General features: G+C 40.4%; 17 protein-coding genes and 3 pseudogenes. 10 read left to right on the top strand and 10 right to left on the bottom strand.

Going from position 1 to position 26,998, the window contains the following annotated elements; genetic code table 11:
* From FXW07_RS06470 to FXW07_RS06455, 4 genes are all read left to right on the top strand, one after another.
* Entirely contained in the window at nucleotides 1-1,440 is a 1,440-nt protein-coding gene (locus tag FXW07_RS06470) for a DEAD/DEAH box helicase family protein (RefSeq protein ID WP_229394743.1), read from the top strand.
* 142 nt (nucleotides 1,441-1,582) lie between these two features.
* Nucleotides 1,583-3,487: a DUF790 family protein gene (locus FXW07_RS06465; protein WP_229394781.1), complete on the top strand. Its 1,905-nt coding sequence runs from the start codon at nucleotides 1,583-1,585 to the stop codon at nucleotides 3,485-3,487.
* Between the two features lie 119 nt (nucleotides 3,488-3,606).
* The gene (locus FXW07_RS06460; RefSeq protein ID WP_229394741.1) at nucleotides 3,607-4,566 is read left to right on the top strand and encodes an ATP-binding protein; all 960 of its coding nucleotides are present in this window, start codon (nucleotides 3,607-3,609) and stop codon (nucleotides 4,564-4,566) included.
* A gap of 120 nt (nucleotides 4,567-4,686) precedes the next feature.
* Nucleotides 4,687-6,867 (top strand): hypothetical protein, encoded by a 2,181-nt coding sequence (locus FXW07_RS06455; protein WP_229394739.1) that lies wholly within the window; start codon nucleotides 4,687-4,689, stop codon nucleotides 6,865-6,867.
* Nucleotides 6,868-6,913: 46 nt separating this feature from the next.
* Here FXW07_RS06455 and FXW07_RS06450 read toward each other — a convergent pair whose 3' ends face one another.
* Together FXW07_RS06450 and FXW07_RS06445 are read right to left on the bottom strand one after the other, a co-directional pair.
* Entirely contained in the window at nucleotides 6,914-7,792 is an 879-nt protein-coding gene (locus FXW07_RS06450; RefSeq protein ID WP_229394737.1) for a hypothetical protein, read from the bottom strand.
* 311 nt (nucleotides 7,793-8,103) lie between these two features.
* On the bottom strand, nucleotides 8,104-8,421 hold the full coding sequence (locus FXW07_RS06445; RefSeq protein ID WP_229394736.1) for a multidrug efflux SMR transporter: 318 nt from the start codon (nucleotides 8,419-8,421) through the stop codon (nucleotides 8,104-8,106).
* Nucleotides 8,422-8,561: 140 nt separating this feature from the next.
* Between FXW07_RS06445 and FXW07_RS06440 the strand changes: the two genes are divergently transcribed.
* The 3 genes from FXW07_RS06440 to FXW07_RS06430 all read left to right on the top strand — a co-directional run bounded on the left by FXW07_RS06440 (nucleotide 8,562) and on the right by FXW07_RS06430 (nucleotide 12,038).
* Nucleotides 8,562-8,768, top strand: a complete 207-nt coding sequence (locus FXW07_RS06440; RefSeq protein WP_229394734.1) for a hypothetical protein — start codon at nucleotides 8,562-8,564, stop codon at nucleotides 8,766-8,768.
* 9 nt (nucleotides 8,769-8,777) lie between these two features.
* Nucleotides 8,778-9,866, top strand: a complete 1,089-nt coding sequence (locus tag FXW07_RS06435) for a radical SAM protein (RefSeq protein WP_229394733.1) — start codon at nucleotides 8,778-8,780, stop codon at nucleotides 9,864-9,866.
* A 123-nt stretch (nucleotides 9,867-9,989) separates the two neighbouring features.
* The gene (locus FXW07_RS06430) at nucleotides 9,990-12,038 is read left to right on the top strand and encodes a PKD domain-containing protein (RefSeq protein ID WP_229394731.1); all 2,049 of its coding nucleotides are present in this window, start codon (nucleotides 9,990-9,992) and stop codon (nucleotides 12,036-12,038) included.
* A gap of 109 nt (nucleotides 12,039-12,147) precedes the next feature.
* Here the strand turns inward: FXW07_RS06430 and FXW07_RS06425 are convergent, their stop codons facing one another.
* Nucleotides 12,148-12,888 (bottom strand): methyltransferase domain-containing protein, encoded by a 741-nt coding sequence (locus FXW07_RS06425; RefSeq protein ID WP_229394730.1) that lies wholly within the window; start codon nucleotides 12,886-12,888, stop codon nucleotides 12,148-12,150.
* Nucleotides 12,889-13,459: 571 nt separating this feature from the next.
* On the opposite strand from FXW07_RS06425, the gene mtbC reads away from it, so the two are divergent.
* The 3 genes and pseudogenes from mtbC to FXW07_RS06410 all read left to right on the top strand — a co-directional run bounded on the left by mtbC (nucleotide 13,460) and on the right by FXW07_RS06410 (nucleotide 17,109).
* Nucleotides 13,460-14,104: a dimethylamine corrinoid protein MtbC gene (gene mtbC / locus FXW07_RS06420; protein ID WP_229394729.1), complete on the top strand. Its 645-nt coding sequence runs from the start codon at nucleotides 13,460-13,462 to the stop codon at nucleotides 14,102-14,104.
* A gap of 63 nt (nucleotides 14,105-14,167) precedes the next feature.
* Nucleotides 14,168-15,571 (top strand): annotated as a pseudogene (gene mtbB, locus FXW07_RS06415) ([dimethylamine--corrinoid protein] Co-methyltransferase).
* A gap of 23 nt (nucleotides 15,572-15,594) precedes the next feature.
* On the top strand, nucleotides 15,595-17,109 hold the full coding sequence (locus tag FXW07_RS06410; protein ID WP_229394728.1) for an APC family permease: 1,515 nt from the start codon (nucleotides 15,595-15,597) through the stop codon (nucleotides 17,107-17,109).
* Between the two features lie 244 nt (nucleotides 17,110-17,353).
* Here FXW07_RS06410 and FXW07_RS06405 read toward each other — a convergent pair whose 3' ends face one another.
* The 7 genes and pseudogenes from FXW07_RS06405 to FXW07_RS06375 form a co-directional block, all read right to left on the bottom strand.
* Nucleotides 17,354-18,658, bottom strand: a complete 1,305-nt coding sequence (locus FXW07_RS06405) for an ATP-binding protein (RefSeq protein ID WP_229394726.1) — start codon at nucleotides 18,656-18,658, stop codon at nucleotides 17,354-17,356.
* Between the two features lie 516 nt (nucleotides 18,659-19,174).
* Nucleotides 19,175-20,059: a hypothetical protein gene (locus FXW07_RS06400; RefSeq protein WP_229394725.1), complete on the bottom strand. Its 885-nt coding sequence runs from the start codon at nucleotides 20,057-20,059 to the stop codon at nucleotides 19,175-19,177.
* Between the two features lie 317 nt (nucleotides 20,060-20,376).
* A complete protein-coding gene (locus FXW07_RS06395; protein WP_229394723.1) occupies nucleotides 20,377-21,909 on the bottom strand; it encodes a NosD domain-containing protein in 1,533 nt (510 codons plus the stop codon).
* A 531-nt stretch (nucleotides 21,910-22,440) separates the two neighbouring features.
* A complete protein-coding gene (locus tag FXW07_RS06390) occupies nucleotides 22,441-23,037 on the bottom strand; it encodes a hypothetical protein (protein WP_229394722.1) in 597 nt (198 codons plus the stop codon).
* 451 nt (nucleotides 23,038-23,488) lie between these two features.
* Nucleotides 23,489-24,433 carry a hypothetical protein gene (locus tag FXW07_RS06385; RefSeq protein ID WP_229394720.1) on the bottom strand — a complete coding sequence of 315 codons (945 nt, stop codon included), beginning with the start codon at nucleotides 24,431-24,433 and terminating at the stop codon, nucleotides 23,489-23,491.
* Nucleotides 24,434-25,131: 698 nt separating this feature from the next.
* Nucleotides 25,132-26,508: pseudogene (locus FXW07_RS06380) on the bottom strand (monomethylamine:corrinoid methyltransferase).
* A gap of 19 nt (nucleotides 26,509-26,527) precedes the next feature.
* Nucleotides 26,528-26,998: pseudogene (locus FXW07_RS06375) on the bottom strand (cobalamin-dependent protein); the annotation flags it as partial.

Genomic DNA, 26,998 nt, shown 5'->3' with positions numbered 1-26,998 from the left:
ATGATCAAAATCAGCTTCAAGCAGGGAACGCTTCTTATAGAAGGTAATGTGAGAGTTCCCAATGCAGTCTGGGATGAAAGAAGCGGAAATTTTAGAGCTCTTGCTCTTTATTACAGAGATATAACAGATTATCTGAAAAATTCTAAGATCCCTTTTAAAGACGAAGTTCTTGACCTCCTTCCCTGTCCTGACCTGGCAGCAGCTTATGAAGCGTCCGGAAAGAAGCTTAAGTTAAGGGATTATCAGGCCGAAGCTCTTGTGACCTGGGTAGAAAATAATAGATGGGGAGTGCTTGTCCTGCCAACAGGGAGTGGAAAAACTCTTGTTGGGATCAGGGCAATTGCAGGCTGCAATACCCCTGCCCTTGTGGTTGTCCCGACGCTTGATCTGCTGGAACAATGGAAAAAACAGCTTGAAGAAGCCTTTATGATGGAAATCGGAAAGCTTGGGGGTGGGGAGAAGAAAATTCTTCCGATAACCGTTTCCACATATGATTCTGCTTATATTCACGCCGAAACTCTCGGGAACAGGTTCGGTCTCCTTGTTTTTGATGAAGTCCACCACCTTCCTGCAACCGGATACAGGAGCATTGCCGAGTTTTCCGCAGCGCCTTACAGGCTTGGGCTGACAGCCACTTACGAACGGGAAGACGAATTACACTCTGAGCTTAACAGGCTTGTCGGGGGAAAAGTATACGAAAAGCACGTCTCGGAACTTGCAGGCAGCCACCTTGCACCTTACAGGATAAAACGGATAGCTGCTGCACTTACGGATGAGGAAAGAAAAGAATACGACAAGTGTTATTCGGTTTATACAGATTATCTCCGGAAAACCGGGATGGTTCTTCGGGGGCCAGGGGATTTTCAGAAACTGGTTATGAGAAGCGGGAGAGACCCTGAAGCCAGAAAAGCCCTTCTTGCAAGAAACGCAGCAAGAGAACTTGCTTTCAACACGGAGTCTAAAATTGAAAAGTTAAAAGAGATCCTGAATACACACAGGGAAGACAGGGTCTTCATTTTTACGGAACATAACCGGCTTGTCCACCGGATTTCCAGGGAATTTCTTATCCCTGCAATCACTTACAGAACGCCTGCAAAAGAAAGGAATTCCATCCTTGAGAAGTTCAAGGAAGGAAAATACAGGGCTGTAGTTACTTCAAAGGTTCTTGATGAGGGCATAGACGTCCCCGAGGCAAACATAGGGATTATAGCAAGCGGTACAGGGAGTAAATTAGCATATATCCAGCGCCTTGGAAGGATCCTCAGGAAGAAAGAAGGAAAAGAAGCCATACTCTATGAGATTATATCCGAAGAAACGACCGAAGCCGGAACTGCCAGGAGAAGAAAAGAAGCTGTTTCAAATCAAAAAGGCTCTGGAAGATCAACACAGGAAAATCAGATGAAAGGAGAATCAGGAAAGGAAAACCAGATAAAGAAATAGTCTGGAAAGGAAAACCAGATAAAGAAAGAGTCTGGAAAAGAAAACCAGATAAAAAAAGAGCCTGGGAAGGAAAGCCAGATAAAAAAAGAACAAGGAAAGGAAAACCAGATGAAGAACGAAAAAAGCTCAGGAGGCGGCTCACCTGCTCACTTCTGACCTTCTTGTAACCCGCATCTCCGGAGGGAAAATAAAGCCTGTATACGCAGCTTTTGATCCCGAAAACCTGGAACCTGCAAGGCTTCTGATAGAGACTTTCGAGCAGCATATCGGAAAAACCTATGGTGATCTTCTGACTGAACTTGATGGTTACGAGGAAATGAATTACCGCTTTATCAGGGGTCTTTCCCAGTTGCTTGGAAGGCGCACCGTTATAGAAACAGATGCTGCGGTTGACCCGTCTCTGGCGAGAGAAGCTGTTTTTGAAGCCTGTGGAGGCATGGCACTTTCTCCTGCCGAGAGAAAAGAGGCTCTGCGAAAAGCTGCAAAAAAACTTTCAATTTCGGAAAAAGCACTTGAAAAAGCACTCTGGGCGGACCTTGAGGAAAACCAGGTCGTCAAAAGTTTCGTATCCCTTTCTCCTGCAGAACTCCTAAAACAGTACAATATTTCTCTGACTCAGACTCTGCTTTTCCGTGCAGTTGACCTCGATATCTGGATAAAAGGCGATTTTCAGAAAATCCTCTGGAAAATCCTTCGTTCAGGGCTTATGTATTCCCTTGAAGATACTGATGAGGAAACAGGCAAAATCGATAGAGAAATCAATAGAGAAATAAATAGAGAAAAAGAAGGAAAGGAAGGAAAAACCAGAGAAAACTTCGAAGAACTAAAAGCCGTTCATCTGCATCTTGACGGGCCTGCCTCTCTTTTTCGTATCTCCGAACGCTATGGAAATTCCTTTGCAAAAATCTTTCCCGCGCTGCTGAGGTCAAAAGGCTGGAGGCTCAAGGCAGGCATTCTTCACAAAGGCTACCAGGGGAAACGCATCCTGAATTTTACCCTTGATGACTCGGAAAAGTTTTTCAAAATCACTCCTGAAGCAGCCGTGTACCCGGAGGCCCTTTCGCCAGAGCTTCAAATTAAAGAAGAAAAGGAAAAATATGAAGCTGGAAAAGAAACCGGGAAAGAAACCGGGAAAGAAGCTGGAAAAGAAGCCAGGATTGAGGAAATCGATGCTGAAGAAGCTACCTATGACAGCACTCTTGAGCAGATGTTTGGCAGCCTCAGTTTGGGAAGCTGGAAAATAAAAAGGGAGCCAACGATTCTTAAAGCCGGAAAATACGCTTTTGTCCCGGACTTCTCTCTCAAAAGGGACGGAATTAAGGTATATCTGGAAATAGTGGGTTTCTGGACCCCTGAATATCTGGAAAATAAGATTGAGAAGCTCAAACAGGTAAAAGAACCTGTAATTCTCCTGATTGATAGAAAACTCAAGTGTTCTGAAAAGGATTTCCCTTCGCAGGAAGTAATCTTCTTTGACAAAAAAATTCCGGCAAATGAAGTCATGCAAATACTTAGAAAGTACGAAGAAAAAAAGCTTTCAGAAGACCGGTCAAGACTGGAAGAAATGGAATTTCCAATCTCAGGAGAACTGGTAAACCTTGAAGAAATCGCAGTCGGAAAAGGAGTCCTGCCAGATGCCTTAAAGGAAGTGATTGCAGACAGGCTCGCAAAAGCCGGAGAACTGGAAGAAATCGGGGAGTTCGGAAAAATCAGAGAATCAGAAAAAACTGGAGAGTTCGAAAAAGCAAGAGAGTTAGAAGAACTCAGGGAATTCGGAAAAGCCGAAGAATTCGGAAAAGTCGAAGATCTGGAGAAATATCAAAATTACGTACTCCTTGAAAACTACTTAATTCACAGACAACTGCTTGAGAGAATAGATCAAGAACTTGAAAGACCGGGGGCAGTAGAAACGTATGCTGACGCAGTAAAGGTCTTTGAAGGTTTCGGGCTTGACCGCAGCCTTTACTATCCTGTGCTTGAACAGCTAGAGTATAAGGTTATATGGGCAGGGCTGAATGAAGAGAATGCGAAGGTGAGGAAAAAATAGGAAGTCATTTACCTGCAATAGAATAATTTTCAGTATAATTTCGATTCATAAAGGTGTTTAAAGGCAAACTCGATTTTTTTCAAAAACCTTAATAATAATAACTCAAGTACATCCTTTATATGCCAGGTCTTGCAAGAAATAATCCTTTTACTGAAAGAAATACTCTTAAAAATCCTGATGAGTTTTTTGGTAGAAAGGATGAACTCAGGACAATATTTGAAAGACTTAAAAATCTCCAAAGTACTTCAATTTATGGCGAAAGAAAAATCGGGAAATCGTCTTTACTATATTATGTATTTAATAAAATTCCTGAGGAATTAGGAAGCAGTTACAAGGCTATATACGTTGATCTGCAAGACCCAAATTATTATACAGCTTACGATTTTTTAAGAAACGTTTTAACAAAGATGGAGTGCAATCCTAAGGTTATTTTAGAAAACAATACTGATGATAAAGCTCACAACAGAGAAATATATCATAAAAATTTAAGCGCTTTTTCAACATCCATCGAAGAAATAAAGAACGACCACAAATATATTCTCATAATTGATGGATTTGAACACATCATTAGAAAACCACAAGATTTTAATAAAGATTTCTTTGATACTTTGAAGACTGTTGGAGAACATGAAAACATAGCTTACTTAACTGCTTCTTTATATTCTTTAAGAGATTTATTCATAGAGAATAAACTTACCTCAACATATTATGGTCTATTTTCTGAATTGAAACTTGGTGAATTCAAGAGTTTTGAAACCAGTAATTTTTTAGATGCACAAAGAAAAGGTATTGAGTTTAACGCAGATGAGAAAAAACTGATTAGGGAAATTGCAAAAAATAATCCACTATATTTGAGAGTAAGTTGTGATCACATTTTTTCAAACGGAGAAAACAGATGGAATAGAAATAAAATAAAAGAAGAAATAGTGAAGGAACTCGAATATTATAATTATAAAGAAGCAACGAAGAAAAAAAATCAGAAGAAAAGCATTAAAAATATTAAAATTAGAGTACATAAAAACGGATTAAAGGTAGTCAAGCTCTTTATTTATCTATTAAAAATATTTTCGCCTAAATGAGGAAAAATGTTCAATGACATAAAAACCTCTCTGTTCCAAATATATCAGTGCATATTTAATCCCATTACATTCACTGAGTACGAGAACAGTCTAGACAAGAAAAGCAAACGGAAATTACTTTTGAAATTATCTTTTTACTCATACGTTATTTCTTTTTTTATTGTTTTAACTGTTAGATTTATAAGCTTTTCTTTTTTTAAAGTTCCTTTTAGCTGGACAAATATTATTTTCAACATTTCTATCGGCATTGCTATCAGCATTGCTATCAGCATTACTTTTGGTATTGCTAAGGGCATTGATGTCGCCATTGCTATCGGCATTGCTAGGGGCATTGATTTCGCCTGCATTATCGGAATTGATGTCGCAATTGATGGAGGAATTGATGTCGGCACTGCTATCGTTATTACTTTCGGCATCGCTTTCGGCATTGCTTTTGGCATTGCTGTCGCCATTGTTATCGACATTGCTTTCGGCATTGCTATCGGCATTACTTTCAGCACTACTCTAGGCATTGCTTTCAGCATTGCTATGGGCATTGCTATCGGCACTGCTTTAGGCATTGATTTAGGCATTGCTTTCAGCATTGCATCGATTATTAGTTTTCTTGTGTTTTATTATAGGGTATTCTATGTGTTTCCATACTTAATACAATATTTCCGCGCAGTTTTTTCGAAAGAAAAGGCTTATACATTGTTCAAGAAGTCTCCAATATATTGGGATAAAGCAGTTATTTATCCTCTTCCATTTTTAACAGATTTCCTGCTGATGTTAACTGAGGCAAACAGAGATAAAGGAATAGCAGAAATTGAATTTGTATCTACTAGCAGACCTACACAAAGGAAAGCAGCTTTCAATGCTCTTTTACAGATAACAATTAAGGACTTAAGTCAGTTAGAATCAATAAAAGAGATATCTGATGCTTCAGGAAACGTTTCACTCCTTTATTCTTTTGAAGGATTTTTGCCTAGAGAATTTAGTAAAATTCTAAGAGTTATAGACGATTTATCTATCGACGCAAGTAATTACCTTAATTCCTCAAGTGATTTTAATAGGCTTAAAAATTTGAATAACCTTGAAAGTGACATTCTTGATTTTAAGAAAAGCTTAATTGCTACCAAAGGGCCAGTAGGAGCCAAGTTTCTTTCCCTTACAGAGAAGTGGTCACAAATAGTTGAAGAAGAAAAAAAGCAAATTACAAAAAATAATTCCGATAGTTTTGAAGAAGTTCCGAATCCTTATATTTTTGGAAATCCTGTAAGAATTGATGACGCTTCAAGGTTATTTGTAGGCAGAAATGATGTTGTTGATTTAATTAAATCAAATTTGGCATCTAATATTTCTCAAAAACCCTCATTATTTTTATATGGAAGAAGACGAATTGGAAAGTCGTCTGTTCTGATTAATCTTCCGAAACTATTAGAAAAACAATACATTTCTGTATACATTGATTTTCAAGGCCCAAAATACGGAGAAAGCCAATCCTCATTTTGCTATCATCTCTCAAAGTTAATTTGCGACTCACTAAATGACAGAGGATTTCCTTTTGAGTATCCACCTCTTGGTTCTTTTCAAAATACTCCATTTACAACCTTTGGCAGCTGGTTAGATAAAACTGAGGAATTGCTCGCAAAAGAAAGTAAATTAGTACTAATTTGTTTTGACGAATATGAAAAGATAGAAGAACGTATACTAAATGGTTCTCTTACTAAGGACATACTGGATCAGCTGAGAAATATTATCCAACATCGTAAATGTTTTGTTATATTAATATCCGGAAGCAACGAGTTAAGAGAACTACAACTAAACTGGTCAGACTACTTAATAAACACAAAGATGATCAAAATAAGTTATTTATCCAAAGATGATGCAAGAATTTTGGTCACAAATCCAATTGACGACTTTACCTTAGACTATGAGGGCGGGAAATATGGAGAAGCTGTCAATCGGATAATTTATTTAACAAACTGCCAACCTTACTTAGTTCAAGCAGTCTGTTTTGAGCTAGTCAACTACTTGAATTCACATCGTCGTAAAGAAGCTTCTGTCGAAGATGTTAATTTAGCAGCAGAAAGAGTATTGGCTTCTGCGAACGCTTATTTTGATTATATCTGGAACATAGAGTGTACGGATAGCGAAAGAGAGTTCCTGCATCAAGTGATTGAATATAATTATAAAGAAGGAAATAAAAAGGAAATTGATTCTCTTTTAAGAAGAGAAATTATCGAAAAAGATGGGAACGCCTATAAATTTAAAATTGAATTGATGAAAAAATGGATTGAAAAGAATGAGATATACAATTGAATAACCGTTATTGAATTCCCTGTACTACGAAAACCATCCATTCAGTTTACTCAGTGTATTCCACACTTTTCTTTACAGGCTTGAAAAGTTTCATAAACTCGTGCACGTCCTCCGGAAAATCCGTACTGACAGCAAGCCCTATTTCTTTTGCCTCGCCGGCTGAGAGAGGTGTGCTGTGGATCATTTCTCCGCTGACCAGTTTTTCGACCACTTCATCGAGCCTGCTTTCCCCTGCCGGGCCTGGCTGAATTTTGCCTTCAAGAAGCTCTTTTGCAACATTTCTGGTGAATTTGAGGGCTTTTCTTGAGATATCGCTCATGACAAGGGTGATATCATCGGATTTTTCCTTTTTTGTTTCCACAGCATATATCCAGGAGGGGGCAGGGTACATCCCGCGAATAAAGTCTCCTATCTGGGGGTCGATTGGCCCGATAACCGCGTCCTTATCCATCACGATTTCATTTGCGGCAAGGGCGATGATTGTGCCTCCTGACATTGAATAGTGCGGGATAATAACTTTCGTGTTTTTCGAGTGTCGCCGCAGGGCGCGTGCGATCTGGATACTGGAATGGAGCTGACCGCCTGGCGTGTGCAGGATCAGCTCAAGCGGATAATCTTTGTATTTTCTTATCCAGCGCAGGATTTGCTCGGCGTCTTCCTCATCTATGTACTGGTAGGCCGGTATCCCGAAAAGAGATATTGCCTCCCGCCTGTGAATCATAGTGAGCACCTTGCATCCGTGGCTTTTTTCCATAGCTTTCAGTTTTGCCATGCGCCGCAACCGGATTTGTCTTAGCTGCGACTGCGGGTAGATTATTGCATAGAGAAACAGAAGTACAAACAGAAGGGACATTAAATCCCAGAGACTAATTGTCGTGCTGTCAAGCGTAACCAGAATATTCCCCCAAAAGTCTCCCGCGGGCATCTTTAAAGCTAATAGGACTTACGCAGTTGAACTAAAAAATCAACAGCATCAGACCGTTAACTGTCTAAAACGTGACTTTAATCCACAGTCTTTGCCGTAATTGATTTTGTTCTTCAAGTGCGTAAGTCCTAGCTAATTTTTGACCACTTGATCAAAAGATAAGATAAAATCGGAACCAAAACAACCCTCGGGTTTAATCCCATTATTAATTGTCTTGCAGGTTTTTAATTTTTGGCTCCCGACTGCAGAAAAAAGTCTACTTCCAGTAGTACAGGAAAGGCCCTGAAAAAGAACAGGTCTTCTGCAAAAGGTTATGGAGAAATTATCCTGAGCCCGATAATCCCTGAGAATATCAAAATAACACAGAAAGCCCTGGCAAAGTCCATAGGTTCATTAAAGAGCAAAACACCAAGAATTGTAGTGCCGATAATCCCGATTCCGGTCCAGACCGCATAGCTGGTTCCGATTGGTAGAGTTTTCAGGGACTGGGAAAGAAAATAGAAGCTAAGAAACATGCACATGACGGTGAAGATGCTTGGATAAAGCTTCGTGAAACCTTCCGTATATTTTAGACCTATTGCCCAGGCTGCTTCAAAAAGACCTGCGATAAAAAGAAAGAACCATTCCATTTTCGTTCCCAACCTGCTTATGTGAATTTTTAGAGTTATCCGTGAGGATAGCAGTCAAAAAGTGTTAAAAGCCTTTTTCTTCTTATAACCTTGCCTGTGAAGAGCCTGGAAAAGCCTATACGTTTCTAAAAAGTACACTAATGAATAGTAAATTCAGATTAATAAACCAGCAAAATCAGCAATTAAAAAATCAAAATAGAAGTCTGAACTGGAAATCAGAACCGGAAATCAGAACTGGAACTCAAAACTGGAACTCAAAACTAAAAATCAGAACTAAAAATCAGAACCGGATATTGGAATTAAAACCAGAAGAAACAGACAATAAACCTTTAACCCATGTGGAATAATATTTCAGTATGGCAGCCCCGAAGTACCTGAAACGTTACTTCAAGGTGCAGAGAGATGAAATGCCTTCCCTTTTTAAGATAACCGAAAGAATTCCGGTCCAGTTTGATCCAGGCATGCAGCTTGAAGAGCTAAGGAAAATTCATAGTAACGAGATCGAAGAGTACCGAAAACTCAAAGAAGACCTTGAACGAGAAGCCGCGGAAGTCCTTGACTATAAAAATGCAGATGACAGGCTGGCATTTTTTACCAGAAGCTTCCTGGAGCTTCCAAAAGCCAGTCCCTCTCTTCTTGACCTTAAAATTGAGATTGTAGACAGAATGCTGGAAAAATGCCAGTGCTGCGGGTGGCGCTGTGAGGTTGACAGGAAAGCCGGCGAAAAAGGATTCTGCAGGCTGACAGACCTTTCCAATTATGCTTCTGAGTTCCTGCACATGGGAGAAGAGCCTGAGCTTGTACCATCTCACACGATCTTTTTTACAGGCTGTACTTTTGCCTGCGTTTACTGTCAGAACTGGGATATTTCGACCTGTCCTGATGCTGGAATTCGAATTGAGCCAAGGAAACTTGCAAAACTGATCGACATTCGGAGAACGCACGGAGCAAGGAACGTAAATTTCGTTACCCCAACTCCTCACGCGCATACCGTCCTGAAGATAGTCCGGGAAATCTCTGTAAATACGCCTGTGGTCTGGAACTCAAATATGTACCATTCCCCTGAAATTGCGGAAATCCTCGAAGGGGTTGTGGATGTCTACCTTGGAGATTTCAAATACGGAAACGATGTATGCGCCCGGAAATATTCAAAAATAAAAAATTACCTGGAAATCGTGCAGCCAAATTTCGAATTTGCCTACAAAACCTCAGAAATTCTCCTTCGCCATCTTGTGCTGCCAGGCCATCTGGAATGCTGTACAAGGCCGATTGCCAAATGGGTTGCAAAACATATCCCTAAAATCAGGTTCAACCTGATGTTCCAGTACAGGCCATGCTACCGGGCTATGGAGTATCCGGAGATTGGACGCTGCCTGACTCAGGAAGAAGAGATTAAGGCGATCGATATTGTGAGAGAGGCAGGGATTGAGGATTTACTGGTCTAATTGTACATGTAAATGAACTGTGCTGTTTTTGAGAAGGAAAGGGCAGAAGAGTAGGTGGGACCCACATTCAATATTATATATAAAAAAGAATATATTTATATTTGAATTTACAAATTACTATTTATGGGGAGGGGAAGCGGAGTCTGTAAATTTCTATTAATAATTTTCACTTTTAGTTTGCTGGTTCAGGGGACTTGGGCAGCAGAAGCAAACAATGAAACAAATACGAATTTAAATGACACAATAGCAGAGATTAATGGCTCAATAAACGGTAGAATAAATGGTACACTATATAACGAAACAAATAAAACAATAATTGGCATTATAAACGGTACTGTAAATGGCACAGTAGATGGTACTGTAAATGGCACAGTAGAAGGTACTGTAAGAAACACACAAATGTTTCCAAGTATTCTTTTATTGCCACTTTTTCTTGGATCTCTTCTCTTTTTGTTCTGGCTATGCCGTTTTTTTGATCGGATGAACTTCTGTTTTGTTACGTTTTTACTTATAGCGTCATTGTTGGTTCTTCTGTGGCTTCACCCAGTTAATTTGATACTAAAACTGGTTCTTTATGCCCTCATTGCTTTGATATTATTTTTTATATACACGGCTAGTATGTATGAATATAATAAAAGAAAAAAATATGAAAATAACGCAAGTGATAGAATTAACTTGATAATGGAGCTTCACGATATATTTCGAAATTTTATTGTAATTTTTGTAGTCCTTATATGGCCTACAGTGCTTTTATATTTTGATTATCAGAAAATAGAATATATTACATTTTATGGAATAACGAAACTGCAATTTCCGGTCTATATAATCGCTGCATCATTTATTGGCGTCCTTTCTTACCTTCTTTTAAGTATTGAAGAAACATTCGAACAACTTATTCCGGAATATAAAAAGACAAGTATTGCCTGGTCATATTTCAGACGAATTCTTATTGCACCATTTATAGCGCTAGTAGGCTTCTATTTGCTAAATCACCTTCTAAGACTAGGAAAAGCTGAAGAAATAAATAATTATTTTGTTTTCGTGTTTTCTTTTTTTGCCGGGGTATTCACCAAAACGATAGAGGCATGGATCTTTGCCTGGGTTCAGGAGCTTCTTCCCGGTGATAAAAAGAATGAATTCGATGCCAGGGTTGGATACAAAGTCGAAAACTCTTGCTTTGTCACAAAACTGCGGCTTGACGAAGACCTTGCATATCTTCTATATAATGCAAAAATAAGAAAAATAGAAGAACTTGCAAGCTTCAATAATAATGTGGGGGTTCTTTTAAAAAAAGTTAATATTGATACTCGAAATCAAGGAGAAGGTACTAACTGTCCACTAAACGAGAGAAAAAACACGCTTGGAAGCTGTATGAGGGAACAACTTGCAAGCTTCAATAATAATATGAGTGTACTTATTAACAAAGTTAATACTGATGCCCAAAATCAAGAAGAAGGTACTAACTGTCCACTTAACGAGAGAAAAAACACGCTTGAAAGCTATATGAGGGAACAACTTGCAAACTTCAATAATAATATGGGTATACTTATAAATCGATTTAACATTGATACTCGAAATCAAGGAGAAGGATGTCTATTAAACGAAATGAAAAAGACTCTTGGAAGCTACACGGAGGAACAACTCCAACTATATATAGACAGGGCAAAGTATTACACGGAAATGGATAAAAACTCGGATTTAGTCAAATACCTCAAAATGGACAAAGATTTAGCGTTCAAACTTTGGCTACTTGCCGATATAAAAGATATATATGACCTGAAAAACTGTGATCCAAAATATATCCATAAAAAAACTTGTGACTACAAAAAAGAGTCTCAGGAAGATCATGACAGGTTATGTGAATGTTCAGGGGAAATAATTCAAAGTTTCAAGGAAAAAGCAAAGGTAGAGTTGGAACAGGACATAATTCCGGTTGCTGTTTTTTTGGCCTGCCCTATATCAGAAAAAGCTCCTTTAAAAGTTGAATTCACAGATAAGAGCACGGGTAGTCCTACATCATGGGAATGGAGTTTCGGAGACAATACTCCACATTCAAGAGAAAAGAATCCTGTACACACGTACTATAGTGCAGGGACATATACTGTCAGCTTAACAGTGAAAAATAAAAAAGGTAGCAGTACAAACAGAACCCAGCAAATTAAAGTGGAATGAAGTATAAGTCCAGTACTTCACTAATTCACTTTCCCGTAAATGATGAAATAAGAAGGTAAAGTTTCTTCCACTTTTTAGGAATTCATTTGCTTTTTTTCAGTTCATTCTTTTAAGTCCGAAACATTATTGCATGATACTTATATTCGTAGTACATTGATTGTATATAGCGCATCTCAAAATCGTGTTTGTTCGCAATTTTCTGGATTTTGTAAGGGTTATGGGTAAAACCGTAAATGTTTCTCGGACGGTTTTTTAAGGCCGCCAATATTGAACTCTGAAAATCGCAACCTACCCGGTATAAAGCTTTTAAAAGCCCTGCATTCGGTGCAAATACTCCTAATTTCCACAATGGATATAATCGCGGGTCCAGTATGTCAAAAAATACTATCTTACCGTCTGTACTGAGATACTCTGATGCCTTAGCAATAAAGTCATCAATTTCTTGAAACGTTAAGTACTGGACCACTCCGGCTGCAGTTATTCGATCAAAGTTTGAGTCAAGGTTTTCCCAGAGTGTCTCATGGTCAGCAAGTATAAGGTCAATATTATTACATTTTCTTTGACTGATCCTTTTACTTGCTTCTCCAAGCATGGATGGGGAAAAGTCTACTCCTAAAAGCTGTTCGTATTCAGGAGCATAGTAGGTAAGGAGTTCTGCAGAACCACACCCAAAGTCAAGCAGCGTTTTGCCTCCGTCAAGGTGGAATAGTTTTTCCCTGGCTTCCATAGCAAGAAACTCCTCAGACGAATATCTGTGCCCTCCGTGTGTTTTATCCTTAAAAAAGCCTTCCCAGGTATTCTTTGGCCCCGTATGTGTTTTTTTCATCTTTTTTCTACTTTCTACTTCCATGCCCCTTCCCCCCGATAAAATTCCGTGTTTTATAATTTATAATTTATAATTTATAATTTTGAATTTATGTTTTAACAAATACGTTAATTATCGATCACATAATTCGTAATGAAGTAGACAGAGACTTCAAATTAATTTATTATATAGAAAAATAGCGTATTCTGTTTTCTTCCATAAAGAATCTTCAGATCCCCTTATCTCAAGAATAGTACACTATTTTCTTACTCCCCTAATACTCCTATTTTTGATAATGAAATATATACTTGATCTCTAGGAAGATAATGTCACTGAAGAATGCCAGGCTGAAGATAAGCAAACAGAATAAGTTTTCAAAATTATTTAGCATCAGCGCTTTTTTGAACTTTATTATCTGTTTGAAAGTTACACTCTTTATAAAAAATTTTGATATTAGTATTTGCTGTTATTTTATTGTCCCCTTTATATTTTTAAGACCTTATTATATAATTTTAGAAAAATATATATAAGATTAGTAGGAACTAACTTACCGTCTTCCGAATAATCATAAAGAAAAACGTCAACTACTTCCAAATAAAGATGGGACCGAAAAAAAATGGCAGATACAGAAGGATTACTCCTTGAGATTGCTGATGCGGTAATCTCCTGTAAAAAGGAAAAAGTAATCGAAACGGTAGGAAAAGCGAAGTTAAAGCTCCCCCCAGAAGAGATCATAGAAAAAGGGCTCTCGTCAGGCATGAACCAGGTAGGAACTCTTTTTGAGAGAGGGAAACTTTTCCTGCCCCACGTGATGATGGCAGCCGACGCAATGACTGCCGGGGTAAAGCTGCTTGAAGAAGATTTGCCAGCAGGCACACAGGAAAAGAAACTGGGGGTTATCGTAAACGGAACTGTCGAGGGCGACGTCCACGATATCGGCAAGTCAATAGTCTCTACTATGCTCCAGTCCTCAGGTTTTGAAGTTTATGATCTTGGCAGGGATGTGCCTACAAGGAATTTCGTAGAAAAGGCAAAGGAAGTCAATGCTGATATTATCGGCATTTCCGCCCTTATGACGACGACCCTTCAGGGGCAGAGGGAGGTAATTGAACTCCTCAAGGAAGAAGGGCTCAGAGGCAAAGTAAAGATTATGGTAGGCGGAGCCCCTGCAACCCAGTCCTGGGCTGACAAAATCGGTGCAGACTGCTATGCTGAAAACGCAAGCGAAGCCGTGGCAAAAGCAAAAGAACTGCTGCTATGAGCCTCAACTCTCAATAAAATCGATATCATCTAAACTAAGTTTGTCAAAAGGAGAATTCTAAAAATGGCAACCGAATACGCTTTGAGAATGGGAGACGGGAAACGTGTCTTCCTTACCAAAGAAAAAATAATGGCGGAAATCGAGGCCGGTACTGCAAACGCTGCTGACCTTGGCGAGATCCCTACCCTGAACGCCAATGAAGTGGACAAGCTTGCAGAGATCCTTATCATGCCCGGCAAGGCTGTTAGTGTCGAACAGGGCATGGAAATTCCTGTGACGCACGACATTGGTACTATCAGGCTTGATGGTGATCAGGGTAACAGTGGAGTTGGCATTCCTTCCAGCCGTTTAGTTGGCTGCATGATGCACGAGCGGGCTTTTGGTGCTGACACAATGGAACTCGGGCACATTGATTACAGTTTCAAGCCGGTAAAACCTGTTGTATCAAACGAGTGTCAGGCAATGGAAGTCTGTCAGCAAAACATGATCATTCCGTTGTTTTATGGGGCAATGCCCAATATGGGACTTTACTACACCCCTGATGGGCCCTTTGAGAACCCTGGTGACCTTATGAAGCTATTCAAGATTGATAAGGCAAAAGAATCTATGGAACACGCTGCCGAGCACCTTACCAGAGACACGGTATGGGTCATGCAGAAACTTTTTGCCTCCGGGGCTGACGGTGTTAACTTTGATACAACCGGCGCGGCAGGCGATGGAGATATGTACGGCACACTTTATGCAATCCAGGCCCTTAGAAAAGAGTTCCCTGATATGTACATTGAAGCAGGTATGGCTGGCGAGATGGTGTTAGGTATGCACGGAGAACTGGAGTATGATGGAGTGCGGCTCGCAGGTTTATGGCCGCATGAACAGGCTCCGCTTATTGCAAAAGCCGGAGCAAATGTTTTCGGACCAGTATGCAACACCAATACCAGTAAGACCTCAGCCTGGAACCTTGCTCGTGCAGTTACTTTCATCAAAGCTGCAGTCGAAGCGTCTCCGATTCCCTGTCACGTAAATATGGGAATGGGAGTTGGCGGAATTCCAATGCTTGAAACTCCTCCGATTGATGCGGTTACCAGAGCAAGCAAGGCGATGGTCGAAATTGCAGGCGTCGACGGCATATAGATMGGAGTCGGCGACCCRATGGGTATGCCGATTTCCCACATAATGGCTTCAGGTATGACTGGAATTAGGGCTGCAGGTGACCTTGTTGCAAGGATGGAGTTCTCAAAAAATATGCGCATAGGCGAGGCAAAAGAGTACGTCGCAAAAAAACTCGGAGTCGACAAGATGGACCTTGTGGACGAGCACGTTATGCGTGAGCTGCGTGAGGAGCTAGATATCGGGGTTATAACGTCAGTACCAGGCGCGGCAAAAGGTATTGCTGCAAAGATGAACATCGAAAAGTTGCTCGATATTAAAATTAATTCCTGCAACCTTTTCAGAAAACAAATTGCCTAAAAAATTTGAATAAAGGTGATTTTATGAGCAGTGACCATTATCCTTCCCATCCTCAAACTGACCTGAATCCAGCAGGAGATTGCAGCAGGGCACACTGCGAGCCACAGGAGCTTGAAAGAAGTATTGACTGGAAGCAAGGGCTTGCAATAGCTCTTGGCGTTCCTTTGTTAATCCTACCGTCGATAGGTTATTTTACAGGCTATGTCTGGGCTTTTTCAATAATATTATGGGGCCTGACTATTTTACTCGGCTTTATCCAGAACCTCGCATTCGGAGAGCTTGCAACGGTTTTTCCTAAGGCATCGGGTTTGCCAGGTTATACCCAAACCGTTTTTGGCTCAAATTCGAATAAAATTAATCAAGGAAAATTTAAGTTTGGTAAATTCATAGGTGGTTTCAGCGCCTGGAGTTACTGGTTCGGCTGGAGTCCTGTGCTTGCAATTTATGCGATCCTGATAGGGGACTACTTTCAGGGCTTGATACCAGCCCTTGCCGTAATCCCCAAGACTTTCCTTTCCTTGTTGGTAGGTGGATTTATTTTTGGTTCTCTTGCAGTTATAAATTCAAAAGGACTCAAGAATGGAGCAAGAGCAGGGTACGTCTTAGCGGTAGTCTCTTTGATTCCTCTTATGGTTATTACACTTGCTCCATTCCTCACAGGTGACTTTCATATTGCTAATATCACAGGCTCATGGTTCCCTGTTGACTGGACCTGGGACCTGCAACATGTACTCATCATTTTCGGGCTTTTCGCAATGGCAGAATGGAGTGCTTGTGCCTGGGAAACAGCAGCAATTTACGGGCCAGAATACAAGAACCCTAATACTGATACTCCAAAAGCACTACTAGTCTGCGGAGGAATTTGTCTTGTGCTTTATATACTGGTTCAGACATCTGTAATAGGTACTCTTGGAGTTGATCAAGTAATTGCCCAGCCTGTGTCTCCTATGCTTCCTCTTGCAAATATATCTCTAGGTTCTCTTGGGGCTTCCATCTCGATAATAATGCTTATCGGAGCCATGCTACTGATTATCCAAACTGCATTTCTCTCCTCGGCAAGGTCAATTTATTCAATGTCAATTCAAGGCAATCTTCCCGCATTTCTAAGCAAACTGAACTCTCACGGACACCCGATGAATGCAATGGCTGCAGATGCCATGTTCAATATGTGTTTAATCCTTTTGGGAAATCCTACTGCAATTCTTGCAGCTTCTGCAATCGGGTATATGTGTGCTAACGGAATCAGTCTCTATACGTATTTCAAAGTAAGGAATGACCCTGAGTTCTCAAGGTTAGAAAGACCCTTTAAAGCCCCACGCGGCTGGAAAAACGTAGCACTGGCAACGGCAATTTTGAATGTTCCCTTCTTTCTTGTAGGGATAATTTACCTCAACAGCCTTGAACTAGGCTGGGCTACTACAGGAGTAGGTTTTTTCGTGCTTTGTCTCTACATCCCGCTCTGGTTTTATTCCCAGAGAGAAGCAAAAGAAGGAAAAGCTGCGGAAAAAGATGTCATTCTTGGTGAAATTTCAGTGTAAGAAACTTAAGTATAAAACAAGAATCGAAGTGGCGAAATACAAACAGAGATCTCAGAATAAAAGGAACCTAACATATTCCCTTAAGTCTTTCTGATTTCGGGAAAAGTCTCGAATAGAAAATTAAGTTTGGAATATTCATGTTCCGGTTTCTTTTCATTTTTACCTTCTGTTACGTATTTCAGCACAGGTTCGGGAGTTATTATAACATTTTACATGAATGTCGCCTTTTTGCTCTTTATTTTCTTTATTCCAGCATCCATTTCCACACTGATTTAACCATGACTATTTTTTTTCCGTTTTTGCCGTCAACTCTAATGGTCTCTTCTTCGTCCATTGTCAGAATAAGCCCCTCTTCAAGGCCGTACTCGTCCATAGCTTCCGTAAGCCCCAGAATTTCTCTTTCCATTACTGCAGGGTTTCCGAAGCAAACCGAAATCTGAATTGCAGCCGAAACTTTTTGGCTGTCTTTTTCCTTAATGATAAAATCACATTCTCTTTGGTTCTGGAAGTAGAATACCTGTTTTTCCCTTCTCAGCAGTTCAAGGAACACAAGGTTCTCAAATCTCAGCCCAAGGCTGTCAGGGTAACCGGGATATACTGCTTTGAAAAGGCCGGTATCGCCTGCATAAATCTTACAGGGAACGTCTTTTTCCTTCCCGATTTCCTGGAGGCTGTTGAGTTTTGGGACCCTGTAAAGGAAGAAAATGTCTTCTAGATAGTCCAGATAGGTGTCTATGAGTTCCTCGCTCTCGATTCCACTAATTTTTTTCAGGGTCTCGGGGGAATATTCCGAAGCCATGTTCGAAATTAGAAATATGGCAAGCTTTTTTAACTTCTGGATATCATATCCGGCTGCAGCACCTTTTTTCAACCCTTCTTCAAAATATTTACGGGAAAGACTGATGTCATCTTTTTTGATTACATCCGGAAAACCACCGTTTTCGAAATACTGCAAAAACATGCATAATAGCTCATCACTGCTTGATGGCGTTAGAAAATTAGGCTCTGCTATTCTGTTACCTTTAATCTGCAGGTATTCCCTGAAAGAGAAAGGAAAAAGCCTTAAAATTTTACATCTACCTGAAAACCTGGAAGAAAACTCATTTGTTAATTTTGATCTCGATGAAGTTAGATAAATTTCTGCCCCCTGCCTGTGAAGCCTGTCAACCCAGTTCTCCCAGCCCTGAAGATTCTGGATTTCATCAAAAAAGTAGAAAATTCGCCCTTCTCCGTCTTCAGTTTCTTTTTTGCGGATTTCGGCTGCAGTATCCTCAATAGCCTGTAAATCTCCAGATCCCGGTTCCGGTATCTGACTATCCTCAAAATCAATATAAATTTTTACTCCAACCATGTTACTGGCAACCTGGCTCATGAAGGTGGTCTTACCTGCATGAGTGGGTCCAGAGATAAGTTTAATTTCACTGCCTTCCACGGAACAGCAAGGGAAGATCTCTCTGGGGATTAAATCCGGGGCATTTTGAAAAAAATTGTGGTGACTGCAGATAATGGGGAGGAGTTCTAATTTTTGTCTGTTGTCAAAATTTTGCATATTATCAAAATAATTTGTGAGATGAAATTATATAGTTTTTCTGGCGCGAATAAGTCTTTCATCCAGCAATTATCTGAAAACATAAAACTAGAAAATTTACAAAAATAAAGGAGATTCTTGAATTCTCATGAACTTAAAATTTTCATTAGCAGAGAGCGTTTTTCTATAAACACCTGCGTAATTAAGGTATCAATTTAATGGGATTAAAAAAAATTCATAGAAACATATAAATAATTGGTCAAGTGTGACCCAATTATAAGTAAGAATCAGATCAACAGGTAAAGATCAGGTTTTTTAAGTTTTTCTGGAATCTTATTCGTTTTTTGGTTCAGAAACTATTTTTGTCTTCCCGCAGCGCGTGCATACGAAATACTTTTCTCTTACATTTGAAGCATGAACTACCCCTAAGTAAAAGACTCAGGGGGTTCATGAGTTATCCATGTCCCCTGAGTTAAACTCAGGGGTTTTACGCTTCGTCATATCAATAGATGAGTTAGAAAATTCCTCTTCCTTAATTTACAGAGTAGATTGGATTTTTTTCTGAAGAACTTTTATTTCCTGAAACTTCTCCATTTTTTCTTCGGAATCCGTACAACTGATATCTTTAAAGTTATCCAGAGCTACTTCCGCCACAATTGAAGAGTTATTTAGAGCCTTTTCTTCAGCCTGGACTCTCAGAGTCTCAAGTGTCCACTGGCACTGCAAAACTGCATCATTAAGCTCCTTCTTTACAGATAGTTTTCCTATCTCTTCTATGGAAAGCGCTGTTGAACTCAGAGCTTCATCAAAATAATTCTCAGTCGCAAGCTTACCTATTTCCTCAAGCAAAAGCATGCTGCTTATAGTTTCAAGTTCAAGGCTTTTTGCTGCAACCTTTTTCCCGATCTCTCCCAGGCCCGTTACTGCACTGAGCACAACGTCCTCCATACCATTTATGGCAGCAGAGATTCCGATCTCTTTAAAGAGCAAAGAAAAGGCAATTACTTTTTCCTGATCCCACTTTTCTGGGAAGAAGTTCCAGATCTCCATCAGGGTTGTAGCAGCGACCTTTGAACCGGCTTCAAGGGAATGTGCGGCTGCAGTTTTTCCAAGTTTTCCGATTGCTATGAAAGCCCTGCCCAGGGCAGACTCAAATCCCTTGTCTGCTGCTTTCCTTGCCAGTTTCCCGAGGGACAGGATAGAATTGATCGTAACGAGCTCCATCTCTCTCTCTGCAGCTGCCTGTGCGCCACTCTCAATCGATAGGATGACTCTCTCAGCATCTGCCTCTTCATTCTCTGAAAGGAAATCTGCCGCAATTCCTGTAAGGGAGTCAAGCGCCTGGAAAGCTCTGCTCTCATCTCCCTCGTCAACTGCAGATAAACTTACTTCAACTGCCTCTGCCTCATTTAATGTAATCATTCTTTTTGCCCCTCTCTATTGTTAGTATCCCTCTTCATTTTTAGCGTCCTTTATTATTGATAGAACACATTAAGCTTCAACTTTTATCCCGCAGGTTTTATAATTCTTGCCTGTATGTTTTATCACATATTTTCGACTTCAGATTATTGCGTAAGATATACGGGCTGCGCAGGAAATAGAGTCTGGCTTACTCTATGAAGTTACGAGGTTATTAGTGTTACTATTTTGTAACCGAAGCAGTTCATTCAAAAAAGAGTTTCCGTTTTTTCAGAAAGTATGTTTTGAATTCAGTTGAAATTACGTACCAGTGGACTCTTTCATCCCGATTTGCCTATCTCTTTATAGGCAAGGGTGTTTTCCAGAACTTTTTCGTACACTTCTTTGTCTTTCAGTCCAACAATTCTTGCCTTTACTCTATCTGTGGTAATATTTCCATCTAGCTGCATGTAAACATATGTTCCATTTTCAATACCCATAATCATGGAAGAGTCTGGAATATAGCCGACATCAAAATAAGTTGCAAGTTGAGGATTTTTGTTTATATTTATGGACATTATTGTTGCTCTATCTCCGTACCTGGCAGCCAGCTCATCGATAATAGGGCTCATAGATTGGCAAGCTCCACACCATTCAGCTCCAAGTCTCAAAAAGACCGGGCCTCTCTCAAGGAATTTATTTATCTGGCCAAGTTCGGTTGTTTCGATAACAATTCCTTTTTTGCGGTTACTCGTTGAGTTTTCAGGGTACTTTTTTTCAAATAGCGACAACAAAATGTTGCCATTAGCTCCCAAAGCTCTGGAGCTATTGCCTGAAGAAATCCTATTTGCCGTAGGCCTATTTACCATAGGCATATAGTCAATTGCTCCGGTGATATGGTTAATGACGTACTGATTATCAATTACACCATTTCCATCGGAATCTATCCCTGTATGATCATTCCAGAAATTACCTGCCGAGCTACTGTTCCATATATTATTTCCTTCGTCTACGGCATTCAGAAAGTTAATAAATTCATTTTCATAGAACGAATTATTTGATGAACTCCTGAGGTCCACACCAATGTCATTAAGGTAAAGATTGTTATTGGTTAAAATATTGGACCATGCTTTCTGGCCGAGAATCCCATATTCATTTTTCAAAATGAGGTTATAAGCAAGCTTATTTCCCTTAGATGTTTGAAGGAGAACGCCCACTCCGTTTGAACTTGCTGTGTTGTTAACAAGAGTATTGTTAAAGGAATTATTCAGCGAAATTCCCTGATTATTTTTCATTATCCAATTGTTTGACAGTACATTCTCCTCTGAATTATCAAGCACAACTCCCTCATTCCCGAAGCTTACAAGGTTTCCATTAAGGTAGTTGTCCTGAGAATTCTTGAGAACAATCCCCTGATCAGTTAGTATCAGCGTATTGTTCTTTAAAGAACAGTTTCTTACGCCTTCAAGGTAAAGTCCAACCTCCTGAGATGTATCCTTTTCAAAAGGACCTCCTGCAATATGAAAACCGTTTATCGTCACATTATCTGAGCTGATACTGAAGACCGCATTGTCAGAAGCTGTCCCTATAATATAAGTGCGGTTAGTCTGGCTGCCTGAGAGCATGGCATGGGAGAGAATTGTAAGTTTCCTGTTGACTATTATATTTTCACTGTATACACCAGGGCTGACAAGGACTGTATCCCCGTCATGTGCATTATTGATAGCTTCCTGGATCGAAGTATAATTTCCAGCTCCACTGTTATTATCTCCACTGTTATTTACAATTACAACCGCAGCCTCAGCTTGAGTAATTACTGTCCAAGGTATAAATAGGGAAATTATGAGAATAGCCTGAGTGAATTTCCTTTCCATAAACCAACGACCCCTAAAATTACTAAAATTAACCTGGCAAAAAAGAAATCTTGATTTTATAACAACTTGTAAGAGGAATAATGGGAATAAAAATCATTATGAAATATATATTCTGAAAAATATACCTTAAATGTTAAAGTTTCCCGCATTTCTCAAGCCAATCAACAGTAGCTAGAATTAGCATCATTTTCAGTACTCTACCAATGCAGTCACTTAACTCAATTACATTGGTCATCGGTTAAGGAACTTTCTTGCCAGTAAGTATCGATTTTGCATTAGAAACCAGCGCTTTCAATTTTGGCCTATTTACGTGAAATCGATACTCTGGTTCAGCTTATAACTTAATAAAATATTTAGCAAGCATTGTGTAAATGGACACAGTTTGTCACGATTTCTCGCTTAACAGAAGACGCATGAACTCAATTTGTTGATTCCCAGTTTTACAGTTCCCATGAAATCTGGTGATTCCCAGGAACACAATCAGAATCAAAGCTATTCGGATAAAACGGCAGTTTAAAATTTTATAAGTTTTCAATCAAGAGATTCGGCTTCGTGTATATATTCAGATCCATTGAGAGTGTCAAGGGCAAGTTTTGTCATAAGCATGTGGCTTATTAAAAATTTATCTTTAACTTCAAAAATCATTGTTCCTAGAGAATTAGCAGTTCTTATGATTAGATTCTCAAACTCGGTAAACCCCGTATAAGAAGATTCGCTCTCCAAAAGGACAGGAATATCCTGAAGAGAATCAGCTTCCCCTCCCTGTTGAACAAGCAGGCTAAAAATACCCGGAAATTCTCTAGAGAAGAGAATAGCCTCTTTTCCAGGAGGTTGGGATAAAAGAATACATGACTTTGGAGGAAGAAATCCTCCGTTTTCAGGAACCCGGATACTCTGCTGCCCGAAAGTTTCCTTTCCTATGGACCCTATAGCAAGAGCTGCTGCAAGCACCTCTCTCTCCGTCTTCTGAAGTGAGGCAGAGTTCGCAATTTCTCCAAGATATGCGACTGCAATCCTGACCGCAGACTCCATGTTTTGCCCAACCGCTGCTTTACCAATTGCGCAGAGAGAGTAAAGGATGCTTAAACCGGTATCAGTCATTTTCTGCTCTCTTGCAATTTCAGCCATCTTTCCAAGTGAAAAAAGTGATAAAAATACTCCAATTTCCATTTTTTGAAAGACAGCCGCGCTACCTATGTCCCTTATACAGATAACAGCCTTTTTTGCGTCGGGCTCGAGTTTTCTATTTATATATTCGGTTCCTCGTTCCGTAAGGAAATCTATGGATCGTAATACTCCAAGCTCATCATTTTCCTTAACTGAAGTTAGCCCGAGATCCGTTGCCCCTGTTTCGTTTGAAATAGACGTTCAGAACACCCCACTAAAAGTTTATATTGGGAAAAGGCACCTTAAGACCAGATAATCCTTCCTGCACTCTTTTCCCTGTAAAGAAGGCGGGAGTTGCGATTTAATCTCAAACTGATTAACTCAAACTGATTAACTCAAACTGATTAACTCAAACTGATTAACTCAAACTGATTAACTCAATATGAATAATCGTTAAACTGAGTGTAACAGTTCATAAACCTGTACCTGGTGATCTTTTCTTTCCCCTGGAAATTTTATTCAGCTTATCTTCCAGTCTCTCAATTTTCAATCTTTCAAAGTGCAGGAGAGCTACTTCGGCAATTATGGATGCACTCATCAGATAGCGGTCTTCGGCATTAAATTTAATTGCTTCGAGTGAATAGGCTGCCTGAAGCAAAGCCTTATCAAGACCCTGGAGATCTGCAGTTTTTCCTATATCCTGGATAGAACGCACACTCATGTCTGCAGTTTCTTTCAGGTTTTTTTCAATCGCCCCTGTCCCGATCTCCTGCAGCAACAGCTCGGCGTTTAATACCGCGTCCTCAAACTTCTGGCTTGCAGCAGCCTTTCCGGTTTCCCCGAGAAGGACAACTGTGCTGCTTGCAACGTCACCAAGCTTTTGCCATGTAACGCTTTTTCCAATCTCCCCAAGAGCGAAAATAACTGCAATTGTTTCCTTTTTAGCTCCTCGCGAAGCTGCGGTGTTTCCCATCTCGCCAAGGCAGGAAGACGCGATCCTTGCGGAAGCCTCCATTTTTTGTCCTGCTGCGGCCTTTCCAATCTCTCCGAATGCGAGTGCTATGCTCACAAGAGCATTTTGCATATTCTGCTTGCATGCCTCTGTGGCAACTTGGGGAAAAAGCAGAAGCGTATTGACAACAGTCGGTTCAAGCCTGGCAATAGCTGCCGCTTTTCCTATATTTTTGATATATTCAATTAATCTTTTTGTGTCGGTTTCCTGTCCTTCTTTTGCGTATTTCAGTGCAAGCTCGAAGAGGTAGTTAAGGACTTCTTTGATTTCGGTTTCATTCCTTTCATTAACCAGAGTAAGTCCCAGTTCCAAAGCTTCGTTTTCATCGAGCGGTAGAATAATCCTTAATGCCCCCAGGTTCTCTCTCAAGTAAGTATGGATATGTGAGAATATGAGCTTTGTCATGGAAAAAGCACTGTTGAGAAATATTTTATCACTTGGAGGTCGGAATAAACTGGAAATTGTTATTATGAAATAGCACTCATCGAAAAATATAAATATTACTTATAGGTAATAAGAATCCGGTTGCTTGCGGGTAGATCTTAAAGCCTCATTTCACACACCACGACCAAAACGATTATTATGAAGGATAAGTTTCATTCCCTTCTTCTTGTCCGTCTCTAACCGTTTTCTCGCAAGCAGCTATTCTATTTTTTTACAACTATGAAATTCAGGGTGCGGGACCTATCGCAGGAAACTCATTTGTACAACTTTGTTTGAGTCAATTAATGCCTTCCTCTTATCAAAACAACCAGTTGGATTATGTACCGGCGCTTGAAAGAATAGATGCACTCAAAAAGGATGTTACTTTCACAGAAAAACGAATATGATATCCTTTGAATAACATGCACAACCAATGAAACTGCTAGCAGATGGCACATTTTCATGTTAAATATATACTGACAGTGAAGAGAAGTATAGAAAAAAAGCACTCAATAAGGATTCAGTAAGTATAAAATATTCAGAAATTGTTCAGAAAGTGCCTCAAAAGTATGGAAGTCTGGACTAAAAGTCCAGACACAGTTGAAGAATTAAGCAACTTCTCAACTGAATTCTATTTTGAAAGCAGTTTTCATTTTTAATAAACTATGTTTATTTTTATTTTAGAATACAAGTCCAAGCTCTTCGAGCTTCTTCCTTGCTCCGTCGTAGACCTGCATGTACTCGTCAGTTGGGGTTACGGTCTTTACGTCGTAACATTCCTGGAAGGTTTTTCCTGCTGGTGCGCTTGCATAATTCTTCTCATAGAGGGCTACAAGCTTGTCAAGGATTACATTTACTTCGGAGATTTCTACGCCTGCCGTTGCCCTTGCTACTTCTCCCATCATCCTGGCTTCCATACCTGTAGTCTTGTCGGTAACGACACCCTTTGCTGATGCAACTCCTGAGAGGATTTCTCTACCTGATGCCGTGTCTGTTATTGACTGGGCTGAAGCTTCGAGCAGGCACATTTCAGTACATGGGCCTGCACATGGGTAGTACTGGTTACCTGACAGTATGTCCGTAAATTCGGAAATTGTTGCACATGCCCATCCTGCAATCATCAGTGTCTCTCTGGTGTTGGTTGAACCCCAGCGGATGTGGACAGGACCATCCAGATGCCAGCTTGCGTTGCTCATGACAACTGAGTTGATGTGGGTTGCAATGTTGACTATAGTTGTTTCTTCAATGCCGCCAGCGTACCCGCCAAAGATCGGCATCTGCTCGTCCATAATGATGTCGCTGTTTGCAGTGTAGTGAGCAATAACTGAAATTGCATCGAGATCGATCTTGAGTTCACAGAGTTGCGAGACCTCGTGGCTGTCCGTACAGGTCATTCCGCCGGCACAGTCAGCGGAAATGTTTCCCTGAGCGGACAGGGAGGTCTCTGGGCCCTAGACAGCCATGCCAGGCCTACCAGCCATGGCGCAAGCATTCTTAATCAGCCTTGTTTCAGTTTTTGCGGCAAGGACCTCGTATGGACTCTTTGGAATAGGCGCTTTTCCACGCACTGTAGTCATTACACCGTTAACGATGGTGTCTACTTCCTTTTCCAGAGCATAGCTCATGTGAACAGGCATAAACACGTCTTCCGATATTGGAGAGCCGGTAGGTCCACCCTGTACAATTGGCTTTCTCTTATCCCCAACACTTCTCTTCCTGACATTTACTGCTTCCCTGCCTGTACCGAGCACGAATTCCTTCTGGACATTGTTGATCGCATCCCAGATTTCGTCTTCAGTGTACTTTACGATCCTGTGTGTATCGGTACAGTAAATTCCGCACTCAAGGAGCATCTCAAAGCCGGCCTTGAAGAGTTTTTCCATCATATCCTTGTCTGTCGGGATAAACTCTCCCTTGAAGTCAAGCCCGTACTTCTGCTTGAGTTCCATTGCTTTCATCGGGATCTTCATGAGGTCCCAGTCGTCCAGAGTACACTTTTCTCCTACTTTTGCCCTGTCGTAGAAATCATAGCAATCAAAGGACTTTCTAAATGTCATTTTCTTTTGCCTCCCAGGATTATTTCATTACCTCAAGTGCAACTTTTGCAGCTTCAGCAGCGTTTTCTGCAGTTGCATCCGCTCCAATCTCGGTAATCCATTTATCAGACACAGGAGCTCCTCCGAACATGCACTTTACATCGTCTCTCAGGTTTTCTTCTCTGAGCCTGTCCATAAGGTCTTTCTGGCCAAGCATGGAGGTGGTCATAAGGGCAGAGCCTACCAAGAGGACTTTTTTTCCCTTGTGCTTTGCAGCCTCTTCTACAACGGTTTCATTAAGCACATCAACTCCAAGGTCAAAGATCTGGAACCCATTTGCTCCGAGCATGGTGGTAACAAGCCTGTGACCAATGTCGTGAATATCYCCTTCTGCAACAAAGGTGATGGCAAGTCCAGCTTCTTCTCCCTCTTTCTTGTTCTATTCAAGTTCAGGGGTAAGAACTTCCAATGCATTGCTCATCGCTTTTCCAGACATCATGATCTGAGGCAG

The organism is Methanosarcina sp. DH1 (genome assembly GCF_020804205.1).
GTDB lineage: Archaea > Halobacteriota > Methanosarcinia > Methanosarcinales > Methanosarcinaceae > Methanosarcina > Methanosarcina vacuolata.
The sequence above is the reverse complement of the archived record's forward strand: the minus strand, read 5'-3'. Positions and strand labels throughout refer to the sequence as shown.

Coding starts and splice junctions, on each gene's coding strand:
- FXW07_RS06385 (WP_229394720.1), bottom strand. CDS start 24,433: ATGACAAAGCTCATATTCTCACATATCCATACTTACTTGAGAGAGAAC.
- FXW07_RS06430 (WP_229394731.1), top strand. CDS start 9,990: ATGGGGAGGGGAAGCGGAGTCTGTAAATTTCTATTAATAATTTTCACT.
- FXW07_RS06440 (WP_229394734.1), top strand. CDS start 8,562: ATGAATAGTAAATTCAGATTAATAAACCAGCAAAATCAGCAATTAAAA.
- FXW07_RS06435 (WP_229394733.1), top strand. CDS start 8,778: ATGGCAGCCCCGAAGTACCTGAAACGTTACTTCAAGGTGCAGAGAGAT.
- FXW07_RS06400 (WP_229394725.1), bottom strand. CDS start 20,059: ATGATTACATTAAATGAGGCAGAGGCAGTTGAAGTAAGTTTATCTGCA.
- FXW07_RS06470 (WP_229394743.1), top strand. CDS start 1: ATGATCAAAATCAGCTTCAAGCAGGGAACGCTTCTTATAGAAGGTAAT.
- FXW07_RS06425 (WP_229394730.1), bottom strand. CDS start 12,888: ATGGAAGTAGAAAGTAGAAAAAAGATGAAAAAAACACATACGGGGCCA.
- FXW07_RS06460 (WP_229394741.1), top strand. CDS start 3,607: ATGCCAGGTCTTGCAAGAAATAATCCTTTTACTGAAAGAAATACTCTT.
- FXW07_RS06405 (WP_229394726.1), bottom strand. CDS start 18,658: ATGCAAAATTTTGACAACAGACAAAAATTAGAACTCCTCCCCATTATC.
- FXW07_RS06410 (WP_229394728.1), top strand. CDS start 15,595: ATGAGCAGTGACCATTATCCTTCCCATCCTCAAACTGACCTGAATCCA.
- mtbC (WP_229394729.1), top strand. CDS start 13,460: ATGGCAGATACAGAAGGATTACTCCTTGAGATTGCTGATGCGGTAATC.
- FXW07_RS06395 (WP_229394723.1), bottom strand. CDS start 21,909: ATGGAAAGGAAATTCACTCAGGCTATTCTCATAATTTCCCTATTTATA.
- FXW07_RS06390 (WP_229394722.1), bottom strand. CDS start 23,037: ATGGCTGAAATTGCAAGAGAGCAGAAAATGACTGATACCGGTTTAAGC.
- FXW07_RS06445 (WP_229394736.1), bottom strand. CDS start 8,421: ATGGAATGGTTCTTTCTTTTTATCGCAGGTCTTTTTGAAGCAGCCTGG.
- FXW07_RS06450 (WP_229394737.1), bottom strand. CDS start 7,792: ATGCCCGCGGGAGACTTTTGGGGGAATATTCTGGTTACGCTTGACAGC.